We start from the raw sequence: 22,494 nt of genomic DNA, 5'->3' as shown, positions 1-22,494 counted from the left end.
ACAGACCCGCTACGCGAAGGCCCCTTCCATCCAGGTGCGCCAGCGCTCGTTCTCCTTCTCGCCGTCCACGTCGGGCAGGAAGACGTGGTGCCCGACGGCGACCGGCATGCCGAGCATCGCCCGTCCGTGGAAGCGGTAGAGGCCGTCGGCCGTGCGGACGCCGAGGAAGCTGTCGAGCACGTAGTCGACGACGCCGTCGAGCCGCTCGGGGCCGGTCAGCCGCACCTGCTCGCCGACGACGGGACGGTGGCCGAGCCCGAGCGCGTCGAGGAGCCGCTGCCACGCCTCCGCCGGGGCCGACTCCTGGGGGCCGTCGGCCAGCACGAATGTGACCGGGCGGCCGAAGAAGTACCGGAGGTACTGGTCGAGGGTGTGGAAGTAGTGCCCCCAGCCGACGTTCATCCCCTCGTACTCGGCCTCCCAGTTGTCCCCGAGGAAGCCGCTCTGCGCGAACCGCACCACGGCGCTGCCTCCGTCGCGGGCCTCGACGAGGTACTCGAAGGCGTACGGCTCGTCGGCCGTGCCACCGACGACCTCCAGGCGGTTCGGTGGCTCCCACGCGCTGATCCGCGACTCCTGGACGTAGTCGCCGACCCGCAGCCGCACGACGCCATCCACACCCGGCTCCACCTCATGGGTCATGAACCAGGAGGTGAGGCCGGGGCCGGTGGCGATGGCCTCCCAGACCTGCTCCGGCGACGCATCGAGCGCCACCTCCTTGCGCAGCTCGAACTCGCGGGACATCAGGCACTCCTTCGGTGGGGTTCGACCGCCTGACCCTCCCACCGACAACTTATGTTGTCAACGTCGATGGAGTTGTCGGTGAGCCGCCTCAGGTATCCGCCCGCGCCGCCACCGCTCGCGCCGTGAGCAGCTCCCGTTCGCGTTCGTTGCGCGTCAGCGCCGCGGCCCGCTCGAACTCCGCGCCGGCCTCCCGCAGGCGGCCGAGCTTGACCAGCAGGTCGCCGCGCACGCTCGGGAGCAGGTGGTACTCCTTCAGCGCCGGCACCGCCGTCAGCTCGTCGACCAGCTCCAGCCCCGCGGCCGGGCCGAACGCCATCGACAGGGCGACCGCCCGGTTCAGCTCCACCACCGGCGACGGCGCCACCTGCGCAAGCCCGGCGTAGAGCGCGGCGATGCGCATCCAGTCCGTCTCCTCGGCCGTCCGGGCCCGGCCGTGGCACGCCGCGATCGCCGCCTGCAACGTGTAGGGCCCGCGCTCGGCGTCCAGGGCCTCGGCACGTTCGAGAGCGGCGAGGCCACGGCGGATGAGCATGTGGTCCCACCGGCCACGGTCCTGGTCGAGCAGCAGCACGGGCGCGCCGTCGGGGCCGGTCCGGGCGCGCAGCCGCGACGCCTGGATCTCCATCAGCGCGACGAGGCCGTGCACCTCCGGCTCGTCCGGGATCAGCCCCGCGAGCACCCGGCCCAGTCGCAGCGCCTCCTCGCACAGCGTCGGCCGTAGCCACGAGTCGCCGGCCGTGGCCGCGTAACCCTCGTTGAAGACGAGGTAGATGACCTCCAGCACGGACGAGAGGCGGGCCACCCGCTCGTTGCCGACCGGCACCTCGAACGGGACGCCCGCCTTCGCCAGCGTCTTCTTCGCCCGCACGATCCGCTGCGCGATCGTCGACTCCGGCACGAGGTAGGCACGCGCGATCTCGTCCGTCGTCAGCCCGCCGAGCAGCCGGAGCGTCAGGGCCACCCGCCCGTCCGTGGAGAGCACGGGATGGCAGGCGACGAACACGAGCCGCAGCAGGTCGTCCTCGATGTGGTCCTCGAGGGTTGCGTCGAAGTCCGGCATGACGCCTTCGCCGTCGGCAGCGAGGTTCCGGCCGATCTCGCCGAGCTTGCGGGCGAGCACCTCGTTGCGGCGGATCTGGTCGATCGCCCGCCGCTTGGCGACGGACATCAGCCAGGCGCCCGGGTTGTCCGGGACGCCCGACTCCGGCCATTTCTCCATCGCCGCAACCAGCGCGTCCTGCGCCAGCTCCTCGGCCACCCCTACGTCCCGCATCAGCCGGGCGAGCCCGGCGACGAGCCGCGGGGACTCGATCCGCCAGACCGCCTCGACCGTCCGATGGGCATCGCTCAGACTCACGACGAGCCATCAGACCAGGCCCTCCTGCGGCCCGGCAACCGGGTACCGCTTACGGCTACCGGCCCTCGACCTGCGCCCGGAGCTCCTCGTCCTTCTCGCGCTGCTCCGGCGTGTACTCCTCGCCGAAGTCGCCGGTCTCGAAGACCTGCCGGATCTCGATCTCGGCGGGCGAGTCGTCGGGCATCGGGCAGCGCTTCAGCCACTCGATGCCCTCCTCCAGCGACCCGACCTGCCACAGCCAGAACCCGGCCACCAGCTCCTTGGCCTCGGTGAACGGGCCGTCGATCACACTCGTGCCGCCGGCCTCGAAGCGGACCCGCGCCCCCTTCTCGCTGGGGTGCAGCCCCTCACCCGCGAGCAGCACACCGGCCTTCACCAGCTCCTCGTTGAAACTGCGCATGGCCTCCATGTACTCCGGGGTCGGAACGGCGGCATTCTCGGTCTGGCCGTCGTACTTCATGATCACCATGACGCGCATCGGGGTGCTCCTCGTCGTTCCCGGCGCCGCCTCTCGGCGCCTCTGCCCACGCGTCGAACGGCCTCGACCGGATTCGACACGCTCGCCAAAGAATCTTGGACGAGTTTTCAGAGCCCCGCTCCCGGCATCACCAGACCGGTCTCGTAGGCGAGCACGACGAGCTGCGAACGGTCCCGGACGCCCAGCTTGCCCAGGAGCCGACTGACGTGCGTGCGCGCCGTCGCCGGGCTGATGAACAGCCGCTCGCCGATCTCTGCGTTCGACCGCCCGGCACCGACCTCGGCGAGCACCTCGCGTTCCCGCTCGGTGAGCCCGGCGAGACGATCCGTGGCGAGCGCGGGACGGCCGGCAGCCGCGCCGCGCATCACCCGCCGGGTCACGGCGGGCGAGAGCATCGCGTCGCCCGCTGCCACCAGCCGCACCGCGCGGCGCAGCTCGTCGTGCGCGGTGTCCTTGACCAGGAACGAGCACGTCGTGCAGCTCCCGTGCGATGCGCAACCGCTCCTGCTCGACCCGCGCCGCCGCTTCCCGTTCCCGCTCGGCCTGCGCGCTCGCGGCCTGGCGGCCGCCACGGAACGATCCACATCACCGAGCCTAGGGGGCGATGCGGCGCAGGTCAGCGCCGTGCGGCCGGCTGGCGCCACAGGGCGTATGCGATCGCGCGCGCCTACGCCCAGAGGCGTACGCGGCGCGCGCCGCTGAGCCGACGACACAAGCGCGAACTGTTCCTAGCGTCGGCGGCGACGGGTTCGACCCCGATCGGAGGATCACCATGAGAGTCGCCGGAGCGCTCGTGCTCGGCGTGACCTGCGGCGCGCTGGCCGGGTTCGCCCTCAGCGAGGTCGTCGCCGTGCTGGGTCTGCTGTTGTTCGATCGGCCGACCGGGCTGCGCTACCTGCCCGCCGTGCTCGGCGTGGCGGGAGGGGTGATCGCCCTGGTCGTCGTGCGGCGCGAGGCCCGTCACGATCGCGAGGACGTGCGATGAGGGCGGCCACTGTCGCGTTCGCGTGGGTGGCGACGTGCGGTCCGCGAGCTCGCGGACCCGGCCGACCTCACGCGCGACCAATAGGACCTGCAACGACGTCGCGTTCGAGCCGGGCTCAGCAGCAGGCGCCGGAGGTCCCGGCCTCGACGTCGGCAGGAGTTCCGCAGGAGCACGGACCGGAGTCGGGCTGGTCGGCGGGGTGGATGCTGGTGGCGTCCGGGGCGTCGGCCTTCACCGTGTAGACCTCCCACGGCTCCGCACCGGGCCCCTGCACCCACACCTTGTCCTGCAGCGCGTAGCAGCAGGTGGTGTCGTTCTCGACCGCGGTGAAGAGGCCGAGTGACGCCAGCCGGGCGGTGGCGTCGTCGACTTCGTCGGTGGTCTCGACCTCGACACCGAGGTGGTCGAGCACGGTCGGCTGGTCCGGCTCGCCCTCGATGAGCACCAGCTTGAGCGGCGGCTCGGCGACGGCGAAGTTGGCGTAGCCCGGCCTGCGCTTTGCCGGTTCGACGCCGAACAGGGACCGGTAGAACCCGATCGACGCCTCGAGGTCGGACACACGCAGCGCGAGCTGGACCCGGGACATGACTGCCTCCTTGATTCGATGACCTTGATTCGATGACTGTCAATGCAGAGGTTGCGCGCTGATTAGACGGCTGTCAAGGTAGAAGCATGTCGAACCAGGAGCGGTTGCTCGTCGAGCCGGCCGGCTCGGTCGGGTGCTGCGAGCCGCTCGCCCGCGAGCCCCTGTCGGCTGCCCAGGCCGTCGAGCTCGCCAAGGTGTTCAAGGCGATGGGCGATCCGGTGCGGCTGCGGCTGCTCTCGCTGATCGCGTCTCACGACGGGGGCGAGGCCTGCGTCTGCGACCTGACCGGGGTGTTCGACCTGACCGGGCCGACCATCTCCCACCACCTCAAGGTCCTGCGCGAGGCGGGGCTGATCGCCGGGGAGCGCCGCGGCACGTGGGTCTACTACCGTGTGCTGCCCGATGCGCTGCGACAGGTGTCCGCGGTCGTCTCACTCGATGAGATCCGCACGTGACCCAGCATCCTCAGTCGGCAGCGATGATTTCCGACCCCCGCAATGAGTCTGGTGGGAATGAGCAGAACGACCGGGACCTGGCGCCTGATCCATGCTGAGCGCGCAGCCCTCGCCGCCGACCTCGCAGGCCTCGACGAGCAGCGGTGGGCGACCTCGTCGTTGTGCAGCGGCCTGAACGTTCGCGAGGTCCTCGCGCACATGACCGCGGCGGCGAGCCTCAACGGCCCCCGTTGGATGGCCGGAGTGATCCGGTGCCGGTTCGATTTCGACAAGCAGGTCGCGATGCGCCTGGCCGAGCAGCTCGGTGCGTCCCCGGCCGAGACGCTCGCCCGCTTCGAGCGGGTCGTCACCAGCACGACCACTCCGCCGCTCCCGAGGATGGCGATGCTCGGCGAGGTGATCGTCCATTCGGCGGACATCCGGCGGCCCCTGGGCATCAAGCCCGACCACCCGATCGACACCGTCACGCACGTGGCCCGGCACTACGAGCGCTCGGACATGGTCGTCCTCGCCAAGGGCCGGGTGCGCGGCCTGCGGCTGGTCGCGACGGATGGGCCCTTCACAGGTGGTGAGGGCCCAGTCGTCTCCGGCACGACGCTTGCACTCGTGATGGCCATGACCGGACGGGCGGCGTACTGCGACGACCTCGAGGGCGAAGGCGTCGCAATCCTCCAGGAACGCTGCTAGGGATCGGCGGTCACGGCCGCATGTTCTGCGCGGCGCGTTCGACGGTTCGCGCGATGCGGCGCCGGCGCGTCTCCGGTCGTTTGGCCGTGGCGATCCACTCCAGGATCGCCCGCTTGGCCGATCGGGAGAACGCGTCGAAAGCGTCGGCCGCGGCGGGGTCGGCGGCGAGCTGTTCGCGCAGGTCGTCGGGGACCACGCCGTTCTGCGCGTCGGCGAGGACCGACCATGTTCCGGTCCGTTTGGCCTCGTCGACGACGGCTTGGCCGTGCGGGGTCATGAGGCCCTCGGCGGTGAGGCGTTCGACGAGTTCGCGGTTGACGTTGCTCCAGGCGCCGCGCGGGTTGCGCGGGGTGAAGCGCTGGCGCCACGAGTGGGCGTCGTGCTTGCGGGCGAGGCTGTCGATCCAGCCGAAGCAGAGGGCTTCCTCGACCGCCTCATGCTGCCGGATGCTCGGGGTGCCGCTGCCGGTGTGGTGGATGACCAGCCAGATCTCGTCGGCGGTCTGGAAGTTGTCCTGCAGCCAGGCCCGCCACTGCCCGCGGTCGACCGCCTGGAACGTGCGCACGCCCGTGGTGGTCATGGCCGTCACGCCTTCGCCCTGGCCGCGAGGACGTCGAGGTAGTGCGGGTTGTGCATGACGCCGAGGACGTTGCCGAAGGGGTCGACGACCGAGGCCGTCGCGAACCCGGATCCGTCGCCGTGCTCGGTGATCGGCTGGTACTCGGTGGCGCCCATTGCAAGCAGCTTCCGCACGGTGGCGGGGAGGTCGTCGACGTGCCAGTGCATGACCGCACCCCCGGGGGCGGCTGCAGCGCCGGCGGGGGCGTAGCGGCGGTCGATGATGCCGAGCTCGTCGGCGTCGTCGCCGATCCGGAACTCCAGGTATGCCGGGGCGGCGGGAGCGGGCGGGTAGGCGTAGTAGGGCTCCACGTCCAGTAGCTGCGTGTACCAGTCGCGGGCCGCGGCCAGGTCGTCGGCGTAGAAGCTCATGGTGGCGAATCCTCGGAACATCGGTGCTCCCTCGGGCCGGGGCGGGTGAACACCGTCATCATGCGGAGGTGAAGTGCTCACGAAGTGAGCACTTTTCGGAATGTGTAATCCGCGTGCTGTCCCTCGTTAGAGGCCTGGCAGGTCAGACGCCTACGTGGGTTCGCTGGCCGGGCAGCCCTGGAGCCGGGGGCAGAGCAACGACCTCCGCGTCCACCCGGGCGGCCGGCCGCTGCAGGAGCGCCGCCCAGTAGGCCAGCAGGACCCCGCAGTACAGCGACATCGCGACCGCAGGCGCCGGCGCACCCCACACCCACTGCCACTCCATCCCGATGGAGGAGAGCGCCAGCAGCAGCGCGGCGATCGGCCAGCGGCCCCGGACGATGAGCACTAACACCCCGGGCATGAGCAGTAACAAGTAGTTGTGCCAGGACAGCGGCGACGCAAGCAGCGATGCGCCCGCCATGGCCCACAACCCGGTGTCGGGCCCGGCGGCGGGTGGCCGGCGGACCGTCCAGGTGGTGACGGCGACCAACGCGAGACCGAGCAGCAGGCCGATCACGGCGCCGCCGGGGAGCTCGACGAGCGGATCGACCCCGGGTGACTGCGTTGTGAGCCGCTGCGCGGTGCCGACGAGCGAGGCGTTGTCCACATAGGCCTGGACAGGGTGATCGAACACCAGCAGCACCCAGTTCGGGAGCGACTGCCAGCCCGCCGTAAACCAGCCGGCGAGCGCCGCAAGCCCACCCGTCCCGATCGCGGCGGTCAGGACGGCCCATTGGCGGCGCGCCAGCGGGAGGAGCAGCACCGGCGCAAGGGACGGCTTGAGCGCCACCACAACCCCGAGCGCAGCGCCCGCCCACACGGCATGCCCGCGACGGCCGAGCACCCAGGCGACAGTAAGGCCCGCCATCAGGAGCGGGTAGATCTGCCCGAGCCCGAGGGTCGCGAGCACCGGGCTGGAGACCAGCACGGCCGTGGTCACCATGATCGCGGCGGCCGGCCGAACGCGGAGCTCGCCGGCGACCGTGGCCATGCTCGCGACGACCAGCGCCACGCAGAGCAACGTGAAGGCTCGGTAGGCGGGCCAGAAGTCCAACCACCCCAGCGGCGCGAGGACGAGCGACGCGAAGGGCGGGTTGAGGTTCACGACTGCCGCGGACGTCTCGTAGATGTCCCGCCCCTCGAGGAGCGCGCGGGCCGACTGCCAGAACGTCTCGAAGTCGGTGTGCATCTTCCAGTCGGTGCTGACCAGGCGGGTCAGGACGAAGGAGCCGTCCAGTACGTAGAACGTCACCGAAGTGACGAGCGCCGCCGCCGCGACCAGCAGCACCAACCCGCGGCCGAGTAGCCGGGGAGGAGGCAGCTGCAGGTGATTGGGGAGCATCGCGTTCACATCGTCAGAGAGACCAAAACTGCTACGGAGGGAGGGTAAGTCGTCGCTCCCGGTGCAGTGAGCCAGGGGCCGCGGGCCCAGTGATCGGGGCCCCGGCCGGCAATTGCTGCCTCCCGGCGGCCCGGGGTCGTGCGCTGGACGCACAGTCGAGCGTCGTTCGAGTGGCGGGCCCTACGGTGTCCACAGTCGGACCGGCTGCTCCCCTTGGGACGCCCTAGCGGACGCTCGGTCGCAAGGTCATTCCTTGGTAGAACCCGCGAGCATGCCGGAGACCAGGGCCCTCTGCGAGAAAAGGAACAGGGTCAGCACCGGCACGATGGCGATAATGATCGCCAGTGCCAGCTCCGGGCTGGTGATGTTCAACCCGGCACCCGCTACGGGGTTGAACGACGGGGTGGAGGACAGCAGTTGGTTCAGACCCACCTGGATCGGGAACTGGTCGCTGTTCGGCAGCACCAGGTACGGGAGGAAGAAGTTGTTCCAGTTGCCGACGAAGCTGAAGAACGCGACGAGCGCGGCGACCGGTTTCGCCAGCGGAAGCGCAATACGGGTGAACAGCTGCCATTCCGAACACCCGTCGATGCGCGCCGAGGCCAGGATGTCCCGCGGCAGGCTCGTCGCGAAATATATGTACACCAGATAGACGCCGAAGGGGTAGAACGAGAACGGCAGGATCACCGACCAGATCGTGCCGATCAGTCCGAACTTGTTGAGCTCGAGGAAGATCGGCAGCACCAGGGTCGCCGACGGCATGATCATGACTACCAGCGTGATCACGAGTAACGATTTCCGGCCACGGAACCTCGTCAGCGCCAGGGCGTATCCAGCGGGCAGGCTCGTGGCCAGGGTGAGAACGAGCGCCCCGATCGAGTAAACCGCGGAATTGCCCAGCCACACCAACAACGCGTGGTCCTGGAACGTGATCAGGTGCTGCCACGCCGCACCCAGATTGGCAAAGGACCCGAACGACAGCGGACCGTCGTGGATCAGCTCGTCCGCCGTCTTGGTCGGGGCGAGCAGCAGCCAGCCGACCGGCACGATGAAGAACAGCAGCAATGCCGCGAACAGCACGATGACGACGAGGTTCGACGCCAGTTGCGAGTGGCGCCGCCGTCGAGGCGCCGAGGCGAGGGAGGCGTTCGTCATGATTCGTCCACCTTGAACAGGTCTGAGCGGCTCACCAGCAGTCCGGCACAGATCAGCCCGAGCGCGAGCAGGACGATCGAGATCGCGGCGGCGCCGTTGAAGTCACCGTGCTGGAAGGCGTAGACGTAGGCCAGTTGGTTCGGTGACCACGTCGGGCTGAGGCGGCCGAGGCTCGCCGTCTGAAGCATCTGCGGCTCGACGAACAACTGTGTGCCGGCGGCGAAGGCGAGGATGGCCATGTACGCGATCCACTTGCGGATCATCGGAATCTGGATGTGCCAGGCGGTTTTCCACGGACCGGCACCGTCCATCCGGGCCGCTTCCAGCACCTCGTCCGGGATGTTGTTGAGCGCGCCGTACATGACCACGATCCAGCCGCCCGCCCCGGTCCAGAACGCGATCAGCACGAAGATCACCGGAAGATTGCCGGGCGACAGCACCTCGGCGAAGGTGGTGAAGCCCAGGGACCGCAGGAACCACGACACCGGGCTGACCGACGGATCGAGCATGAAGAGCCACACGAGCACGCTCGCCACGCCTGCGAGCGCGCCTGGCAGGTAGTACAGGAAGCGGAAGATCGCCGAAAGGCGCGGCCGCATCCGGCTGCGCAGTACCACCGCGACGAGAACGGTCAGCACCACCAGCGACAGCAGCCACATGACGAGGTACAGCAGGATGTTGAGGAAGGCAGGCACGAACCGGTAGTCCCCCGCCACCTTGATGAACTGGTTGAGCCCGGTGAACTGGCCACGGTCGTTGGTCAGTGCCAGAAAGAACGCGTACACCGTGGGGAAGACCCCGAAGGCCAGCAACAGGATCGTGTAGCCGGAGACGAACAGGTAGCCGGCCAGGCCGGCCCGCCGTCGCGTGGTGGCGCGACGACGAACCGGCGTGGCGGAGGGCACGGATGCTTGCCCGGTCTGCACCAAGGTCATTGGGTCGCAATCGTGTATCCGACGGACTTCGCCTCGTCGATGATCGCGGTCTGCCACTGCGGAAGCGTCTCGCTGAGAGTCTTGCCCGCGGTCAACGCCGGCAGCACAACGCTCGACCACGATGTGGCGTCACTGAACCTCGTGTTCGACCATCCCGTCCAGACCATGTCGGCGGCCTCCTGGAAGACGCCGCTGATGTCGGTCGCGAAGTACTGCTGGTTCGCCGGGTTGGCCAGCCACGCCTGCGCCGCCGGGACGTAGGCGGGGTAGGTCGGCGCGTTCGCCTGGACGTCATTCGAGGTGGTCAGCCAGGTGACCAGATCGGTGGACGCCTTCAAGTTCTTGCTGTGCGAAGACACCATCCAGACCCCACCGCCCACATTGCCGGTGGCCGCGGTGGTGTCCCCTTCCCAGGTCAGCGGCGCCGCGGCGGCGATCTGCCCGGCCGGCACCTTGAAGGCGGAGTTGAACAGATACTGCCCGTACCAGGACGGGCCGTTGGCCATCAGGACCTTGTCGCCGCCATCCTTCGCGAAGGCCTGGCTGAAGAAGCCCTGCGTGGTGACCGACTTCGCCGCGATCAGCGAGTCGAGCAGGGTGGCCATGCGGGTGCAGTTCTTGTCCGTCAGGTCGACCTTGAGCGTGTCCGGCCCCACGAGGTTGAACGCCGGGCACTGGCTCGACCAGAAGTAGGACTCCTGCGAGTTCGTGTCCCCGATCGAGCCGACCAGGTAACCGGGGTGTTCCTTGGCAACCCGTTCCCCCAGCGCCTGGTACTGCTCCCAGGTGGTGGGCACCTGGTAGCCGAACTGGTCCATCAGCGACTTGTTGTACCAAAGCACGACCTGCGCGATGTCGTTGCGCATGCAGTAGGTGTGCCCGCCCGCCTGGCACGGTTCGAGCGAACCCTTCGCGAAGCCGTCGAGCGTCTGCTGCGGCACGAGGTTCTGATCCAGCGGAGCGGCGAAGGCCGTGGCCGACGGACCGGTCGGCCGGGAAGCCCACGTGACGTCGGTCGGGCTGCCGAAGACGACGTCCGGCCAGCCGCTCCCGGTCCGGTCGAACAGCTGCACCTTGGCCTGCAGGTAGGTGGAGCCGTCCGCGCTGCCGTCATAGGTGACGACGTCCATCTTCACGTCGGGATGCGACGCCTGGTACTGCTGCACGGCTGGGAGCCGGGTCGAGTCCGCCCATACGGTGATCGGCGACCCGTCGACCTGCGCGACGGGCTGGAAGCCGGCAGGCGACTGACCGGCTGCGTCGGTCGACTGTTCGGCGCTCGCACAGCCGGCGAGCGCAGCGGCTGTGGCCAGCGACAGCAGTGCGAGGACACTGCGGGCCCGCCGCCTGCCTGGCTTCGATGACAGGTATGACTTCATGGGTTGCCTTCCTTGATCAACGGGGTTCAGGCGACCGGCTCTGTGAAGCGGCTGAGCTCAGGGCCAAAGTCGAGTTCGGCGGGCAGGGCGATGCCCGGCCCCTGCGGTGCGTGCACCAGCCCTGCGGCGTCGACGTGCCGCTCCCGCACCACGGTGTGCGCGGTTACGAGCGACTCGTAGTAGGTGGTGTTCGAAATTGCCATGCAGAGGTGATGGTTGGGGATGTCCGAACCGTGCACCTCCGCGCGAATTCGATAGGCATCAGCCAAGTGAGCCGTCCGCATCGCGCCGGTGATGCCGCCGCGCAACGTCGTGCTCGTGCGGACTCCGAACGTCGCCGCGCCCGCCTGGATGAAATCGGCGGAGTTCATGTGCGCGCCGTCGGACGTTTCACCCACCAGCAGAGGCACGCCGACCGCGTCGGCCAGTCGCTGGTACGCGGTGATGCTGAACTCGCGCATCGGCTCCTCGTACCAGAGGTAATTTGCCTCGCCGAGCACGCGGCCGAGCCGGATGGCGTCCGGCAGGTCGAATCCGGCCGAACCGTCGTACATCAGCGGAACGTTCGGGCCGACATGCTCACGCAGCGCGACACACAGCGCCGCGTCCCGGGTGGCGTCGCCCCAGGCGTGCAGCTTGATGCCGTGGTATCCGAGTTCGAGGCATTGATCCGCCACGTCGAGGAACTCTTCGGTGGTGGCGAAGGTCGATGTCGATGCGTACGCCGGGATTTCCGTGCGGAACCCGCCGAGCACCTGCCAGGTGGGCTGGTCGGCCACCCGGCCTGCCAGATCCCACAGGGCGATGTCGATCAGGCCGAGCGTGGGCAGCGGGAGCTCCTGGATCCGGTCAAGCTCCCACACCCGGTGCCACAACCACTCGCGCTGGAACGGGTCCTGCCCGATCAGCTCTTGGCGGAACACGCGCTCCACGAGGTCCTCGAGCATCACCGCCGCACCCGGCCGGGCGAACAGCGCGACACCCTCGGCGCCGTCGTCGGTGCCGATGCGCAGAACCGCGCCGTCACCCGCAGGGGCGCTCCCGCCCAGCCCGTGCCGCCAGCGGAACGGGGGGTCGGCCGCCGGGACATGGACCCGGTGGACTTCGACATGCGTGATCTTCATGCTGACTTTCTGTTCGGATAGGCGCTGCTCACAGCGGAGCGGCTGCAAAGCCGCCGCAGAACTGCAGCTCGTACTGCCCCGGGCGTCCGTTTTATGTGCTGGGGGTCAATCTGAAGCGGATCCGGCGTTCGAACTGCTCACGGGTGGTATCGACGTGCTCGGTCATCAGCTTCGCTGCGCTCTCCGGATCCCCGGCCGCGATGGCCTCGGCGATGCCGACGTGCTGCGCACCGGCCACTTCGAGCGAGCCGGGTACGTCACCGTGGAACAGAAGCACGTCAGACTGCGCCGCGAACCGGCGAATGTTCGTAACTGCGGCCTGCAGGAACACGTTCTGCGCGGCGGCGCCGACCGCATCGTGGAAGAGCGCGTCGCCCTCGGCGAAACCCTTGACGTCGCCCTCTGTCGCCGCCACGGCAGACTGCTCGGCGTACTGCCGGAGTGAACGCACCTGAATCGGCGCGGCGAGACTCGCCGCCCGCCGGGCCGTCTCCGCCTCTATCAGACGACGGTAGTCCAGGAGCATCACCACTTGCTGCAGGTCGGTGGGCTGGAAGTGCGCCAACGTCCCATTCGGTGCCCCGGCGGGCGGTTCAGAAGAGGCGACGAAGATGCCGGCGCCCTTGCGCACGCTGAGCCTGCCGATCGCGGCGAGCACCTTGACCGCTTCTCTCGTCACGTTGCGGGTGGCGCCGAGAGTCTCGGCGAGCCCCTTCTCGGTCGGGAGCCGGTCGCCGGGCCGTAGGTCATGCTCGGCTATGTAGGCCAGCACCTGCTCCGCGACCAGCTCATAGCCGGGACGGTAACGGTCGGAGTCGCCGACACGTTCGCCGTCGCCGGGGTTCCCCGCGCCTGCCACCAGTGGCCCCCGCTCCGCTCACGGATAGATCTGCTCTATGTCGGCAGAGTATGCACCCAGGAGCACCGGAGCGGAAGAAGAGTTTGCGTAAGCCGTCAGCTTCGGCTGAGTAAACGGACATACAGGTGTACCTCTGCACGTAACGGCACTCATTGATCCGATCTATCCACCGGAGATGTCGCCAAGAGGACCGGATCCTCGGCAAGCAGTCTGGGCCACGGGGGCGCACCATCACAGTCGGATGGGATGGCGACGGGATGGCTGTGGCGCACGGGACCGGCAGCGAGGGCCGGCGGTCGTGACCCAGAGCGGCGACCTGGCGCGTCAGGGCTCGGCACCGTGGCGACGACCCATTCACGCCGCACCCGCTCCCCCCTTGGGTCGAAACGGCACACATGTCCACCTACTGCGACGGCGACTGTCATTCCGCTGCTCTCGGGCGCGTCTGCGCCCGGCGGCTAGCTCCGCGTCTTCCGCTGCACCCGGACCTGGCGCGCCGCGTCGGCGAGCGTCCATAAGGAGCACGGCCACGCCGTCTGCGGCGTCCCCCGCCCCGGCGTCGTTGCACCCGATGACGCTGCCGACCGGCCAGTTCCGGTGGGACGTGGAGAAGCTGCGGCAGCAGATCGATGCTCTCCCGCGCGACCGGAGCGCGGCGAAAAGCAGTAACGCAAGAACTTCAGGGACTGGTCGTCTCGGGGCTGCGGGAGGCACGAGCCGTCCTCGATCACGGGCCGTTGCCCTTACGGGTACTCGGTGCGAGGAACGTCCAGGGCGGGCGACGGTTCCGCTTGCTCGATCGCCCGGTACATCGCCTGCGTTGCCTCCTCCTGGGAGTCAGCGAAGCCGTACAGCTCGGTAAGGGTGGACGGCCGCCAGGCGTTCCACCACCACCGTTGCCGCTTCTCGATGAACACGACTCGCGTGTCCCAGCGCTGGGCTCGTGAGAACGGGTCTGCCATCAAGCACCCCCGGCCAGGTCGGCGACCGGGTATATCGTGCCGGGCCGGGCCTTTCGGACCGACTGCTCCTCGGCGCCGACGTCATCCGGACGGGCCGCAAGAACCGCATACACGTAGCTCACCGGGATGACCTTACGGGAGCCGTAAGCCTGTGTCTGCCGAAACTGCCCGAGTGGAGGAGGCAGCCGACGTCGCAGAGCTGGCGCGTCTGCTGTCCCGTGAAGTCGACACGCTGTCGGACGATGAACTCCTGAGCTTGATCGCCACCTGGGGAGCACTCCGGAAGGCTGCTCCGGAGGGCATCGGCCGTGCAGTGGCTGCTCTGTACCAACGGAGGCGGCTGAGCTGGCCGCAAATCAGCCGTCTCACCGGCATCCCTGCGATGACCGCCCACGACTGGGCGCGTCCGTACCTGGCTGGTGATGATCAGGAGGAGGCATAGCCCTCCCCGGCAGAGGTCACACCCCGTCGACCGCGGCCACACGGGCTTCGGCCGCTCAGGCGGCCGGGAACGACGTGCTAGCCGGTCAGCTCTTGTCGTCGCTGACCTATCAGCTCGCGAACGTCGGCAACCCTGCCGATGCTGCCGGGCGCTGCCTGAGCAGCTTGCCCGAGGGACGGAATGCGGAGCGCTCGACACCCGCGGGGGTCGGCCGCCACCACACATCCGGATGCACCTGAAAGACCCCTCCGCGTAACGGAGAACACCCGCCGCGGCGGCGGGGCGCTGTGTGCGGGCTCCGTCGGCGTCGCCCCGCAGCGGCGCTCACTGGTCGATCGGCCCGTCTGGCGTTCGGGGTTGGACGGTGGCGTCGGTTTCGACGTCCGCGAGGCGGGTGAGGAAGTCGGCGATGAGGGCGAGCTGGGTTTCGTCGTAGTCGGCGAGGACGGTGGCAAGACTCTTCGACCGTGGCGCGTTCTCCCGGTCGAGCCAGTCGCTGTTCAACGAGACGGTGACCTTGCGGCGGTCTTCGGTGCTACGTGTCCGGCGGACGTAGCCGGCCTGCTCCAGGCGGTCGATCACTCCGGTGATGGTGCCTGAGGAGCTGATCCCGGCGAGCTGACCGAGGCGTCCCGGGCTGAGCGGGCCGTGCAGGTACAGGAGGTTGACGAAGTTCGCCTCACAGGTGCTCAGCGTCAGTCCCGCCCGAGCGCCCACATCATGGTCGAACCGCGCTGACGCCGCCGCGTGTCGGCGCGCGGCGGCAGCGATGGTCGATGCCCACCTGCCCGCGGTAAGCGACTCGTTTGCCATCGGCGGCCTCCGTACCTAGTCTGTCGTCCTCACGACAAAGTCGTCCAAACGACATAGTCGCGCGGGCGACCATGTCGCGCTCACGCGATTTTATGTCCTCGCCAGTCAGGAGCACAGCGTGACTGCTGAAGCACTCTCTACTCAGCCCAGCTCGGAAGTGCATCCGCGCCGTTGGGCCGCGATGGTCGTGCTGGTCCTGGCGTTCATGCTGGACCTGCTGAACGTCACGATCGTCAACGTCGGGCTGCCCGCGATCCAGCGCGACCTGCGCGCCAGCCCCACCGAGCTGGAGTGGATCTCGGCGGCCTACTTGCTCGCGTTCGCCGTGGCGTTGATCACCGCAGCCCGGCTGGGCGATCTGTGGGGTCGCAAGCGGGTCTTCCTCGTCGGATTGACCGCCTTCGGCCTGGCCGGTCTGTGGTGCAGTGTCGCGCACAATCCGGCGGAGCTGATCGCGGCCCGTGCCGCGCAGGGCCTGGCCGCAGCGGTACTCGCCCCGCAGGTGATGAGCACCCTGTACACCATGTTCCACGGCCGCGAGCGGGCCACGGTTTTCGGTGCGTTCGGCATTGTCGCCGGATTCGCACAGGCTGGGGGCCTGGTGCTCGGTGGTGCGCTGATTACTGCGGACGTCGCCGGACTTGGTTGGCGCACGATCTTCCTGGTCAGCGTGCCGGTCGCCGTCCTGTTGGTCGCAGCCGGGGCATGGCTGGTGCCGGAGAGTCGCGTGGTGGGCGGCACCCGGCCGCGGTGGTTCGCCGCCGGCATCCTCACCGCCGCGTTGGTCGCGATCGTGTTCCCATTGCTGGAAGGCCGTGGCTATGGGTGGCCCATCTGGTGCTGGGTCTGCTTGGCCGCCGGCGTCCTGGCGGTCGCGGGGCTGGCGTTCGCCGAGCACCGACGACCGGCATGGCGCGCAGGCGCTTTGCTGCCGGTGGAACTGTTCCGGAGCCGGGCCGTCGCCGCCGGGCTGACAGTGCAGCTACTCGCATTCGCCGGCTTCAGCGGGTTCCTGCTGGTGTTCGCGCTGTGGCTGCAAGACGGGCAGGGCTACTCCCCATTGGACGCCGGGTTGGTCACCATCGGGTTCTCAGCGGGCAGCCTGGTCATCGCCCCGTTCACCGGCCGCCTCACAATCCGGTTCGGCCGACTCGTGGTGCTGGTCGGATGCCTGTTGTCCAGCGTGGGCGCGCTCGGGGTGCTCGCTGCCGCACAGTCCACGTCGCACGCCGTCGGCAGCTGGTCCCTGGTGCCCGGTCTGTTCGCGCTCGGCGTCGGAATCAACCTCGTGATGCCGGCGCTGGTCACCCTGTTCCTCGCCGCAGTGCCACCCGAGTACGCCGGTTCGGCGTCGGGTATCTGGAACACCAGTCAGCAGTTCGGCGGCGCGGTGGGCGTCGCGGTGCTCGGCTCGATCTTTTTCGGCGGCTTGGACACCGGTAGCTATCCCGCGGCCTTCACTGCCAGCACACTCACGATCGTGGCGGTGCTCGTCGTCAGCGCCGCGCTCTCCCTCACCCTCAGCACTCATTCCCGAGCACGGAATGCGTGACGCTGTCACCGAGCCAGGGGGAGGAACAACGGCGGACCCGGACCGTGGAGCAGGTCGAGATCGCCACCCTGGACCGCCCTCCCCACCTGTTCCAGCCGCCCGTGCCGAAGGCGTCCCGAGCATCGAACAAAGGCGCTCCGGTCTCCCTGAGCCCCGTGTTCGACATCGGGCCGACCGTCTAGCGACCGGGGCGGCGGCCACTGTGCCGACGGGTCGGAGACCCGGGTTCGGCGCGCATAATCCGCTACGAAGCGAAACCCCAAGTCCCACCGTCCAAGTGGGACCTGAGGTTTCGCTTTCGGGCTCTGCCGCGGCGGGTCAGTGGACGACGTCGTAGACCAGCTTCTGGATGCCGTTGGGGTAGGACTCGCTCTCGAGCACCTTGAGCGTGCTCTTGTCGACGTCGGAGTCGCTGAACAGCCGCTTGCCCGCGCCGAGCAGGACCGGGAACACCAGCAGGTGGTAGCGGTCGATCAGGCCCGCGTCGGACAGGTTGCGGTTCAACGTGGCGCTGCCGTGGACGATGATCGGCCCGCCTTCAGTCTCCTTCAGGGCTGCCACCTCGTCCAGGGACCGCAGGATGCTCGTCTCGCCCCAGTTGTCCACGAGGTCGTCGTCGCTCAGCGTGGAAGACACGACGTACTTGGGCAGCGCGTTGAACCCAGCGAAGTCCTCGGTCATCGTCGGCCAGACCGGGCTGAACGCCTGGTAGCTGACCCGGCCCATCATCATCGCGGCGGCCTCATCCTGCTCGCGGCCTTTGAGTTCGTAGGCCTCGGGCAAGAACTCGATGTCCTTGAACGTCCAGCCGGCGTTGCGGTAGCCCTCCTCCCCGCCGGGGGCCTCGACGACGCCGTCCAGGGAGACGAAGGCGGTAGTGATCAGGGTGCGCATGGCTTCATCCTCACAGAGTTGATCTCGATCTTCACCTGTGCGTCGAAGAGCGGCACGCAAGTTCGACACGACCGACGGACCTTCTTCTTCTCGGTGCGCTCGGAGTTCGTGTCGGCCTTGGGGAGCGGCTTCGTCGGCAAGCCCTGGCGCATGTCTTCAGCGCGCCGAACCAGATGCGCCCCGACGGTTTGAGGATGTTGAGCACCAAGCAGGTCGCCGGCGTCGCCTAGCCTGCATCCGTGAGGTGGCGTCGGAACCACGTGGTCAGGCCGGCGTCCACCTCGCGAGCCAGTGGCAGCTGTGGCGCGGGCTCGATGCCAGGCTCGTCGGCGAGGGGATGCGCCAACCCAGGGATCGACAGCAGTTCGGACCGTTTCCCTAAAGCGTCGACGAGGCGGAACGCGTCGGCACGAAGCGCCGCGTGATCCAGCTCGCCGCTGACGACCAGCAGCGGCGCGCGACCGGCGATGACGCCCGCCTTGGGGAGGGAGTCCAGGCTGTCGACGGCCTTCTCGGACTCGGCGTCATACCGGTAGTCGCCCGGGAACAGTTCGACGACGGACCGCATCCGGATGGCGGCGTTGACGACGGCGCCGGCGAAGACCGGAATCTCGGTGTCGGCAAGGATCCGCAGCGCGACTGCCCCGCCCAGCGACCCGCCCAGCACGCCGATCGGGCCGTCATCGACCGGCAGCTGCGCACGGATCGACGCCAGCGCGGCTGGGAACTCCTCGGTCGCCTGTCGGACGAAAGGGTACAGAAAGGACATCAGGACGTCCTTGCGCATCAACTCCAAGCCGGCGGCCATGCTGCCGTCGACCATGCGCGCCCCGCACATCGGCATGCCGAGGTGCACCCGCCACGCGGGCAGGTCGTTCATCGGCAACGCGGCAGCGAACGCGGCGTTCGACCTCGGCGCGTCCAGCATGTGCCAGGTGACGATCAGCGGCGCGGGGCCGTCGTCGGCCGGCGGCAGCGCGGTGAACGGGACGCCGGCGGCCGTGCCCGTGATCGGTAAGTGCATGCGGCGACGGTAGGTCTACCGCCGCGTGCCGCGGAATCGGTTACGCCACTAGCGGAAATCAGCGCGGCGGGCCGCTCGGGTTTGTCGTGCCGGTCGGCCAGAAGATCACGCCATCGGCGTTCCGTTGCTGCTCAAGCCCTTATACCCCCGACCGCGCCGCCCTGCTGCGTCCAAACCCGCGGTTGGCTCCGCGTTAGGCCTACGAGACGAAGGTCCAGCGGTGACTGGGGAAGATCCACGCGATTCGCCGACAGGACCTGTCAGGTTTAGGTGTCACCCTCGTGGTGTGTACGAAACCAAGGCGGAGCTCCGGGAGCTGCAGACCCTCATCGACACCTCGCTCGGGCGCTCGACAGCGCACCTGCAGTCGATCATCACCGGCCAGCGGAGCCTAACCGCCGAGCAGCTGGTGGGCGTGCTCACCGGCATGTGCGTCCTCGTGCTCTCCACAGTCACCGCGCGGGGCGAGCCGCGCGTCAGCGCCGTTGACGGGCACCTGCTGCACGGCCGCTGGGTGTTCGGCACCAGCCGGGGAGCGGCGAAGGCGCGGCACCTGCGGGCGCGGCCGGCCGCGAGCGTCGCGCACCTGCGCGGGGAGGAGCTCGGCGTGTTCGTCCACGGCGTCGTCGAGGAGCTCAACCCAGTGGACGGCCACGGCCACGCCGACTGGCCGGCGATCCACGAGTACCTGCACACGTTGTACGGCGACGAGTCGTTCGACTGGTCCGACGTCGTCTACTACCGGCTCCGGCCAACGTGGATGACCGTCTACGCCTCCGACCCTGACCGGCTCATCGCCGGGGCGGCGCGCGCGTCCTAGGCACGGCCAGGCCCACAGCAGCCTGACGAGCGACCAAGAAGATCAACTGCCGCCATGAATCGCCCGGGGTCAGCCGGCAAGGAAGGCGAGCAGGTCGCTGTTGAACTCCTGCTCGAACGCGCCGTGCAGGCCGTGGGGTGCTCCCGGGTACACCTTGAGCGTCGCGTTCGACAGCAGCGCGGCGGCACGCAGCCCCGACGCCTTGATCGGCACGGTCTGGTCGTCGTCACCGTGCGCAACGAGCACCGGGATATCAATCTTCATAAGGTCCTCGGTGAAGTCGGTCTCCGAAAACGCCTTCACACAGTCCAGTGCGCCCTTGAGTCCGACCTGCATGGCTTGCAGCCAGAATTCGTCGCGCTTGCCGTCGGACGCAGCGACTCCAGCGCGGTTGAACCCATAGAACCGCTCGCAGAGCTCCTTGTAAAAGGCCGACCGATCGTTCGCCAGGCTGGCGCGGATCGCGTCGAACGACTCCATCGGGGCGCCGTGGGGGTTGTCGTCGGTCTTGAGCATCAGCGGCGGGACCGCACCGAGCAGGACGGCCTTCGCGACCCGATCCTGACCGTGGCGAGCGAGGTAGCGAACCACCTCCCCGCCGCCGGTCGAGTGCCCGACCAGGACTGCGTCGCGGATGTCGAGCTGGTCCAGTAACGCGGCCAGGTCGTCGGCGTAGGTGTCCATCTCGTTGCCCTCCCACGTCTGGTCGGAGCGGCCGTGGCCCCGCCGATCGTGGGCTAGCGCTCGGTAGCCAGTCCCCGCCACCAAGTTGAGCTGGGGGTCCCAGGCATCCGCGGTGAGCGGCCAGGCGTGACTGAAAACGACCGGGCGGCCACTTCCCCAGTCCTTGTAGAAGATAGCGGCCCCGTCGTTCGTGGTGATTGTCGGCATGGTGATCTCCTCGTCTTTGGGATCGCATCGACCAGTTCTGCTAATCGATCCGAAATTGCGCTCCAGTACCTACGTCGAGCGTGCTCGCGCAGCCGGTGTCTGGCCCCGCACGGCCCGCCATACTTCGCACAATTACGGACAGACGGTCCGCGTCCGCGCATAGTCCGCAAGCAGACCTACCCGTGGACGACCGAAAGCCACGGATGCCCCGGAAACGTGGCCTCGACCGTTGCCCGCAACCACCGGCGCTCCTCCCCAGTCATGACGGGCAGCACAGCCCGAAGGTCAACATCGTCCTTCGGACGGTGCCTGGCAGCCTTGTAGTACATCTGCACTGCTGGGATGAGATAAGGGACGCCCGAGCTACCAACGCCGATGATCTCGGCCAGCGGCCGGCGTACGGCCGAGTCCCGACGCGAGACCCACTCGTCCCCATCCGTGTCGTCGATCATCACCTGGAGGCCCCACGGCGCCTCCGGCCCCTGCTTGCACCAGACATCGTGCACGTGCGCTGGGAGCTGCTCGCCTGGGCTCCAGCGACGGAGCGACCCCGGTGGGTCGGCCGCCCACAACTCCCACCCTCGGAGCACATCGTGGAGAGTGAGGTGATCGGAGCGAACGACACCGACGTCGATGTCGCCGTGCTCGTCCCGGACCGGATGCCCGACAGCCAGCTCAACAGCAAACCCGCCCGCAATCCACCACGTCCCCGGGAACGACGAGAACAGGCCAGCCACCTCGTTCAGTGGAAGCGGCACCCAGCGCCCGAGATCAGCACCCATCACGCTCCGCTCCTCCCACGACGAGTGTGCCGGTGGTGATCTCCGAAGCGGCGTCGGTGCGGGCGGAGCCCGCGGTGCTTGGCGGTCCGCTGCGCCAGACTGCTGATCATGGATCAGCGTGCCCGCTTCCTCGACTTCGTCCAGCGGAATTCGATCAATGCGGCGATCCTCGACCGCGCGCCGGCGCTCGGTGTCCCGGACTGGTGGCTGACCGCCGGGGCGGTGTTCCAGACCGTGTGGAACGTCCTGGACGGCCGTAGCCCCGGCGCCGGGATAGCCGACTACGACTTCTTCTACTACGACGCCTCGGACCTGTCCTACGAGGCCGAGGACGTGGTGATCCGCAAGGCCGCCGCGCTGTTCGCTGAGCTCGGGGTGGTGGTGGAGGTCCGCAACGAAGCGCGCGTGCACCTCTGGTACGAGTCGCGCTTCGGCGTCCCGGGGGTGCGATTTACCAGCTCAGCGGACGCGATCGACCACTTCGCGTCGACGACGTGCTGCTTCGGCGTGTCTCGAACGCCCGGAGGTGAGCTGGTCGACTACGCGCCTCACGGGTACGCGGACCTGTTCGCGATGCGGGTGCGTCCGAATCCGCGGTTGGCGCCGCGCGCGGTGTACGAGGCGAAGGCCCGACGGTGGCAGCAGGAGTGGCCGAGTCTGGTCGTGGATCCCTGGCCCGACTCGGTGGGAGTGACCGGGTAGCCGGACGCGCCGACCCCGACCGGGCCGGCGGCAGATGGAGTGGGTCGGCGGGGCCGGTATAGCCGGCCACGCGCGCCCTTGATCGACCTTCTACCAATGGCGGCAGCCTAGTTCCGCAAGGACCCCATGACGATCTCGCCGGTCCTCAGGGTGGCTCGCACCCGGTGGGTGGAGGCCACGTTGCTGTCCTCGCCGGTGGGGGTCTCCACGGCGAAGGTCCCGTTGCGCAGCTGGGCCGATCGAATGACACCGTCCGGTCCGGTCACCGACAGGGCGGTCACGTCGGCGGCGGTGATCCCGAACTGGATGCTCGGCCCGCCCAGGACGTTCCAGGCGTTGAACCAGTCGAACGGCCGTTGCGCGGTCAACCGGTCGTAGGTGTGCTGGTCGTCGCCGCCGAGCGCGGAGGCACGGTCGCCGTCGATCCTTTCGCCGCCGGGAACGGTTTCAGGCTCGATGCGGTGCGGGGAGAGTGTCGGCGAAACCGAGGAGTT

Annotated in this window: 28 protein-coding genes; 7 read left to right on the top strand and 21 right to left on the bottom strand. The window is 68.7% G+C overall.

Features of this window, described 5'->3' with window-relative positions; all coding sequences use genetic code 11:
* Positions 1-9 precede the first annotated feature (9 nt).
* The 4 genes from ABD143_RS30260 to ABD143_RS30245 all read right to left on the bottom strand — a co-directional run bounded on the left by ABD143_RS30260 (position 10) and on the right by ABD143_RS30245 (position 3,163).
* Positions 10-744: an SRPBCC family protein gene (locus ABD143_RS30260; protein ID WP_343984859.1), complete on the bottom strand. Its 735-nt coding sequence runs from the start codon at positions 742-744 to the stop codon at positions 10-12.
* Between the two features lie 88 nt (positions 745-832).
* Entirely contained in the window at positions 833-2,101 is a 1,269-nt protein-coding gene (locus ABD143_RS30255; RefSeq protein WP_343984858.1) for an RNA polymerase sigma factor, read from the bottom strand.
* Positions 2,102-2,156: 55 nt separating this feature from the next.
* Positions 2,157-2,579, bottom strand: coding sequence for a YciI family protein (locus tag ABD143_RS30250; RefSeq protein ID WP_343984857.1), 423 nt, complete (start codon positions 2,577-2,579; stop codon positions 2,157-2,159).
* A gap of 107 nt (positions 2,580-2,686) precedes the next feature.
* Complete coding sequence (locus ABD143_RS30245) at positions 2,687-3,163, bottom strand: LuxR C-terminal-related transcriptional regulator (protein ID WP_343984856.1); 477 nt, start codon at positions 3,161-3,163, stop codon at positions 2,687-2,689.
* 188 nt (positions 3,164-3,351) lie between these two features.
* Between ABD143_RS30245 and ABD143_RS30240 the strand changes: the two genes are divergently transcribed.
* The gene (locus tag ABD143_RS30240) at positions 3,352-3,564 is read left to right on the top strand and encodes a DUF5957 family protein (protein ID WP_343984855.1); all 213 of its coding nucleotides are present in this window, start codon (positions 3,352-3,354) and stop codon (positions 3,562-3,564) included.
* 115 nt (positions 3,565-3,679) lie between these two features.
* On the opposite strand, the gene ABD143_RS30235 is transcribed toward ABD143_RS30240, so the two are convergent.
* Positions 3,680-4,150, bottom strand: coding sequence for an ArsI/CadI family heavy metal resistance metalloenzyme (locus ABD143_RS30235; RefSeq protein WP_343984854.1), 471 nt, complete (start codon positions 4,148-4,150; stop codon positions 3,680-3,682).
* Positions 4,151-4,236: 86 nt separating this feature from the next.
* On the opposite strand from ABD143_RS30235, the gene ABD143_RS30230 reads away from it, so the two are divergent.
* Positions 4,237-4,605 (top strand): ArsR/SmtB family transcription factor, encoded by a 369-nt coding sequence (locus ABD143_RS30230; protein WP_343984853.1) that lies wholly within the window; start codon positions 4,237-4,239, stop codon positions 4,603-4,605.
* Between the two features lie 57 nt (positions 4,606-4,662).
* Positions 4,663-5,292, top strand: a complete 630-nt coding sequence (locus tag ABD143_RS30225; RefSeq protein ID WP_343984852.1) for a maleylpyruvate isomerase family mycothiol-dependent enzyme — start codon at positions 4,663-4,665, stop codon at positions 5,290-5,292.
* Positions 5,293-5,302: 10 nt separating this feature from the next.
* On the opposite strand, the gene ABD143_RS30220 is transcribed toward ABD143_RS30225, so the two are convergent.
* The 10 genes from ABD143_RS30220 to ABD143_RS30175 form a co-directional block, all read right to left on the bottom strand.
* Positions 5,303-5,872 (bottom strand): YdeI/OmpD-associated family protein, encoded by a 570-nt coding sequence (locus ABD143_RS30220; RefSeq protein WP_343984851.1) that lies wholly within the window; start codon positions 5,870-5,872, stop codon positions 5,303-5,305.
* 5 nt (positions 5,873-5,877) lie between these two features.
* A complete protein-coding gene (locus ABD143_RS30215; RefSeq protein ID WP_343984850.1) occupies positions 5,878-6,303 on the bottom strand; it encodes a VOC family protein in 426 nt (141 codons plus the stop codon).
* A 121-nt stretch (positions 6,304-6,424) separates the two neighbouring features.
* Positions 6,425-7,666, bottom strand: a complete 1,242-nt coding sequence (locus tag ABD143_RS30210; RefSeq protein ID WP_343984849.1) for a glycosyltransferase family 87 protein — start codon at positions 7,664-7,666, stop codon at positions 6,425-6,427.
* A gap of 246 nt (positions 7,667-7,912) precedes the next feature.
* Positions 7,913-8,821 (bottom strand): carbohydrate ABC transporter permease, encoded by a 909-nt coding sequence (locus ABD143_RS30205; RefSeq protein WP_343984848.1) that lies wholly within the window; start codon positions 8,819-8,821, stop codon positions 7,913-7,915.
* Positions 8,818-9,813, bottom strand: a complete 996-nt coding sequence (locus tag ABD143_RS30200; RefSeq protein WP_343984847.1) for a carbohydrate ABC transporter permease — start codon at positions 9,811-9,813, stop codon at positions 8,818-8,820. Before ABD143_RS30200 ends, ABD143_RS30205 begins: the two co-directional genes overlap by 4 nt.
* Entirely contained in the window at positions 9,753-11,135 is a 1,383-nt protein-coding gene (locus ABD143_RS30195) for an ABC transporter substrate-binding protein (RefSeq protein WP_343984846.1), read from the bottom strand. Before ABD143_RS30195 ends, ABD143_RS30200 begins: the two co-directional genes overlap by 61 nt.
* Positions 11,136-11,161: 26 nt before the next feature.
* Positions 11,162-12,259 carry an enolase C-terminal domain-like protein gene (locus ABD143_RS30190; protein ID WP_343984845.1) on the bottom strand — a complete coding sequence of 366 codons (1,098 nt, stop codon included), beginning with the start codon at positions 12,257-12,259 and terminating at the stop codon, positions 11,162-11,164.
* Positions 12,260-12,350: 91 nt separating this feature from the next.
* Positions 12,351-13,118: a FadR/GntR family transcriptional regulator gene (locus ABD143_RS30185; RefSeq protein ID WP_343984844.1), complete on the bottom strand. Its 768-nt coding sequence runs from the start codon at positions 13,116-13,118 to the stop codon at positions 12,351-12,353.
* A gap of 743 nt (positions 13,119-13,861) precedes the next feature.
* On the bottom strand, positions 13,862-14,080 hold the full coding sequence (locus tag ABD143_RS30180) for a hypothetical protein (protein ID WP_343984843.1): 219 nt from the start codon (positions 14,078-14,080) through the stop codon (positions 13,862-13,864).
* Entirely contained in the window at positions 14,080-14,202 is a 123-nt protein-coding gene (locus ABD143_RS30175) for a hypothetical protein (RefSeq protein WP_343984842.1), read from the bottom strand. Before ABD143_RS30175 ends, ABD143_RS30180 begins: the two co-directional genes overlap by 1 nt.
* A gap of 50 nt (positions 14,203-14,252) precedes the next feature.
* Between ABD143_RS30175 and ABD143_RS30170 the strand changes: the two genes are divergently transcribed.
* Complete coding sequence (locus ABD143_RS30170; RefSeq protein ID WP_343984841.1) at positions 14,253-14,522, top strand: hypothetical protein; 270 nt, start codon at positions 14,253-14,255, stop codon at positions 14,520-14,522.
* Between the two features lie 324 nt (positions 14,523-14,846).
* Here the strand turns inward: ABD143_RS30170 and ABD143_RS30165 are convergent, their stop codons facing one another.
* Positions 14,847-15,335 carry a MarR family winged helix-turn-helix transcriptional regulator gene (locus ABD143_RS30165; RefSeq protein WP_343984840.1) on the bottom strand — a complete coding sequence of 163 codons (489 nt, stop codon included), beginning with the start codon at positions 15,333-15,335 and terminating at the stop codon, positions 14,847-14,849.
* Between the two features lie 118 nt (positions 15,336-15,453).
* On the opposite strand from ABD143_RS30165, the gene ABD143_RS30160 reads away from it, so the two are divergent.
* Positions 15,454-16,887: an MFS transporter gene (locus tag ABD143_RS30160; RefSeq protein WP_343984839.1), complete on the top strand. Its 1,434-nt coding sequence runs from the start codon at positions 15,454-15,456 to the stop codon at positions 16,885-16,887.
* 318 nt (positions 16,888-17,205) lie between these two features.
* On the opposite strand, the gene ABD143_RS30155 is transcribed toward ABD143_RS30160, so the two are convergent.
* Positions 17,206-17,781 (bottom strand): dihydrofolate reductase family protein, encoded by a 576-nt coding sequence (locus ABD143_RS30155; protein WP_343984838.1) that lies wholly within the window; start codon positions 17,779-17,781, stop codon positions 17,206-17,208.
* 226 nt (positions 17,782-18,007) lie between these two features.
* A complete protein-coding gene (locus ABD143_RS30150) occupies positions 18,008-18,805 on the bottom strand; it encodes an alpha/beta hydrolase family protein (protein ID WP_343984837.1) in 798 nt (265 codons plus the stop codon).
* Positions 18,806-19,091: 286 nt separating this feature from the next.
* Here ABD143_RS30150 and ABD143_RS30145 point away from each other — a divergent pair, with 286 nt between their 5' ends.
* The gene (locus ABD143_RS30145; RefSeq protein ID WP_343984836.1) at positions 19,092-19,625 is read left to right on the top strand and encodes a pyridoxamine 5'-phosphate oxidase family protein; all 534 of its coding nucleotides are present in this window, start codon (positions 19,092-19,094) and stop codon (positions 19,623-19,625) included.
* A gap of 69 nt (positions 19,626-19,694) precedes the next feature.
* Here ABD143_RS30145 and ABD143_RS30140 read toward each other — a convergent pair whose 3' ends face one another.
* Positions 19,695-20,516 (bottom strand): alpha/beta fold hydrolase, encoded by an 822-nt coding sequence (locus ABD143_RS30140; RefSeq protein WP_343984835.1) that lies wholly within the window; start codon positions 20,514-20,516, stop codon positions 19,695-19,697.
* A 176-nt stretch (positions 20,517-20,692) separates the two neighbouring features.
* Positions 20,693-21,298, bottom strand: a complete 606-nt coding sequence (locus tag ABD143_RS30135) for a nucleotidyltransferase domain-containing protein (protein WP_343985017.1) — start codon at positions 21,296-21,298, stop codon at positions 20,693-20,695.
* A 108-nt stretch (positions 21,299-21,406) separates the two neighbouring features.
* Here ABD143_RS30135 and ABD143_RS30130 point away from each other — a divergent pair, with 108 nt between their 5' ends.
* A complete protein-coding gene (locus ABD143_RS30130; RefSeq protein ID WP_343984834.1) occupies positions 21,407-22,000 on the top strand; it encodes a nucleotidyltransferase family protein in 594 nt (197 codons plus the stop codon).
* Between the two features lie 107 nt (positions 22,001-22,107).
* Here ABD143_RS30130 and ABD143_RS30125 read toward each other — a convergent pair whose 3' ends face one another.
* Complete coding sequence (locus tag ABD143_RS30125; RefSeq protein WP_343984833.1) at positions 22,108-22,368, bottom strand: hypothetical protein; 261 nt, start codon at positions 22,366-22,368, stop codon at positions 22,108-22,110.
* Positions 22,369-22,494 lie beyond the last annotated feature (126 nt).

It is taken from the genome of Pseudonocardia aurantiaca (assembly GCF_039526725.1).
GTDB lineage: Bacteria > Actinomycetota > Actinomycetes > Mycobacteriales > Pseudonocardiaceae > Pseudonocardia > Pseudonocardia aurantiaca.
The sequence above is the reverse complement of the archived record's forward strand: the minus strand, read 5'-3'. Positions and strand labels throughout refer to the sequence as shown.

Coding starts and splice junctions, on each gene's coding strand:
- ABD143_RS30260 (WP_343984859.1), bottom strand. CDS start 744: ATGTCCCGCGAGTTCGAGCTGCGCAAGGAGGTGGCGCTCGATGCGTCG.
- ABD143_RS30250 (WP_343984857.1), bottom strand. CDS start 2,579: ATGCGCGTCATGGTGATCATGAAGTACGACGGCCAGACCGAGAATGCC.
- ABD143_RS30240 (WP_343984855.1), top strand. CDS start 3,352: ATGAGAGTCGCCGGAGCGCTCGTGCTCGGCGTGACCTGCGGCGCGCTG.
- ABD143_RS30235 (WP_343984854.1), bottom strand. CDS start 4,150: ATGTCCCGGGTCCAGCTCGCGCTGCGTGTGTCCGACCTCGAGGCGTCG.
- ABD143_RS30230 (WP_343984853.1), top strand. CDS start 4,237: ATGTCGAACCAGGAGCGGTTGCTCGTCGAGCCGGCCGGCTCGGTCGGG.
- ABD143_RS30225 (WP_343984852.1), top strand. CDS start 4,663: ATGAGCAGAACGACCGGGACCTGGCGCCTGATCCATGCTGAGCGCGCA.
- ABD143_RS30220 (WP_343984851.1), bottom strand. CDS start 5,872: ATGACCACCACGGGCGTGCGCACGTTCCAGGCGGTCGACCGCGGGCAG.
- ABD143_RS30215 (WP_343984850.1), bottom strand. CDS start 6,303: ATGTTCCGAGGATTCGCCACCATGAGCTTCTACGCCGACGACCTGGCC.
- ABD143_RS30210 (WP_343984849.1), bottom strand. CDS start 7,666: ATGCTCCCCAATCACCTGCAGCTGCCTCCTCCCCGGCTACTCGGCCGC.
- ABD143_RS30205 (WP_343984848.1), bottom strand. CDS start 8,821: ATGACGAACGCCTCCCTCGCCTCGGCGCCTCGACGGCGGCGCCACTCG.
- ABD143_RS30195 (WP_343984846.1), bottom strand. CDS start 11,135: ATGAAGTCATACCTGTCATCGAAGCCAGGCAGGCGGCGGGCCCGCAGT.
- ABD143_RS30190 (WP_343984845.1), bottom strand. CDS start 12,259: ATGAAGATCACGCATGTCGAAGTCCACCGGGTCCATGTCCCGGCGGCC.
- ABD143_RS30180 (WP_343984843.1), bottom strand. CDS start 14,080: ATGGCAGACCCGTTCTCACGAGCCCAGCGCTGGGACACGCGAGTCGTG.
- ABD143_RS30165 (WP_343984840.1), bottom strand. CDS start 15,335: ATGGCAAACGAGTCGCTTACCGCGGGCAGGTGGGCATCGACCATCGCT.
- ABD143_RS30155 (WP_343984838.1), bottom strand. CDS start 17,781: ATGCGCACCCTGATCACTACCGCCTTCGTCTCCCTGGACGGCGTCGTC.
- ABD143_RS30150 (WP_343984837.1), bottom strand. CDS start 18,805: ATGCACTTACCGATCACGGGCACGGCCGCCGGCGTCCCGTTCACCGCG.
- ABD143_RS30140 (WP_343984835.1), bottom strand. CDS start 20,516: ATGCCGACAATCACCACGAACGACGGGGCCGCTATCTTCTACAAGGAC.
- ABD143_RS30135 (WP_343985017.1), bottom strand. CDS start 21,298: ATGGGTGCTGATCTCGGGCGCTGGGTGCCGCTTCCACTGAACGAGGTG.
- ABD143_RS30130 (WP_343984834.1), top strand. CDS start 21,407: ATGGATCAGCGTGCCCGCTTCCTCGACTTCGTCCAGCGGAATTCGATC.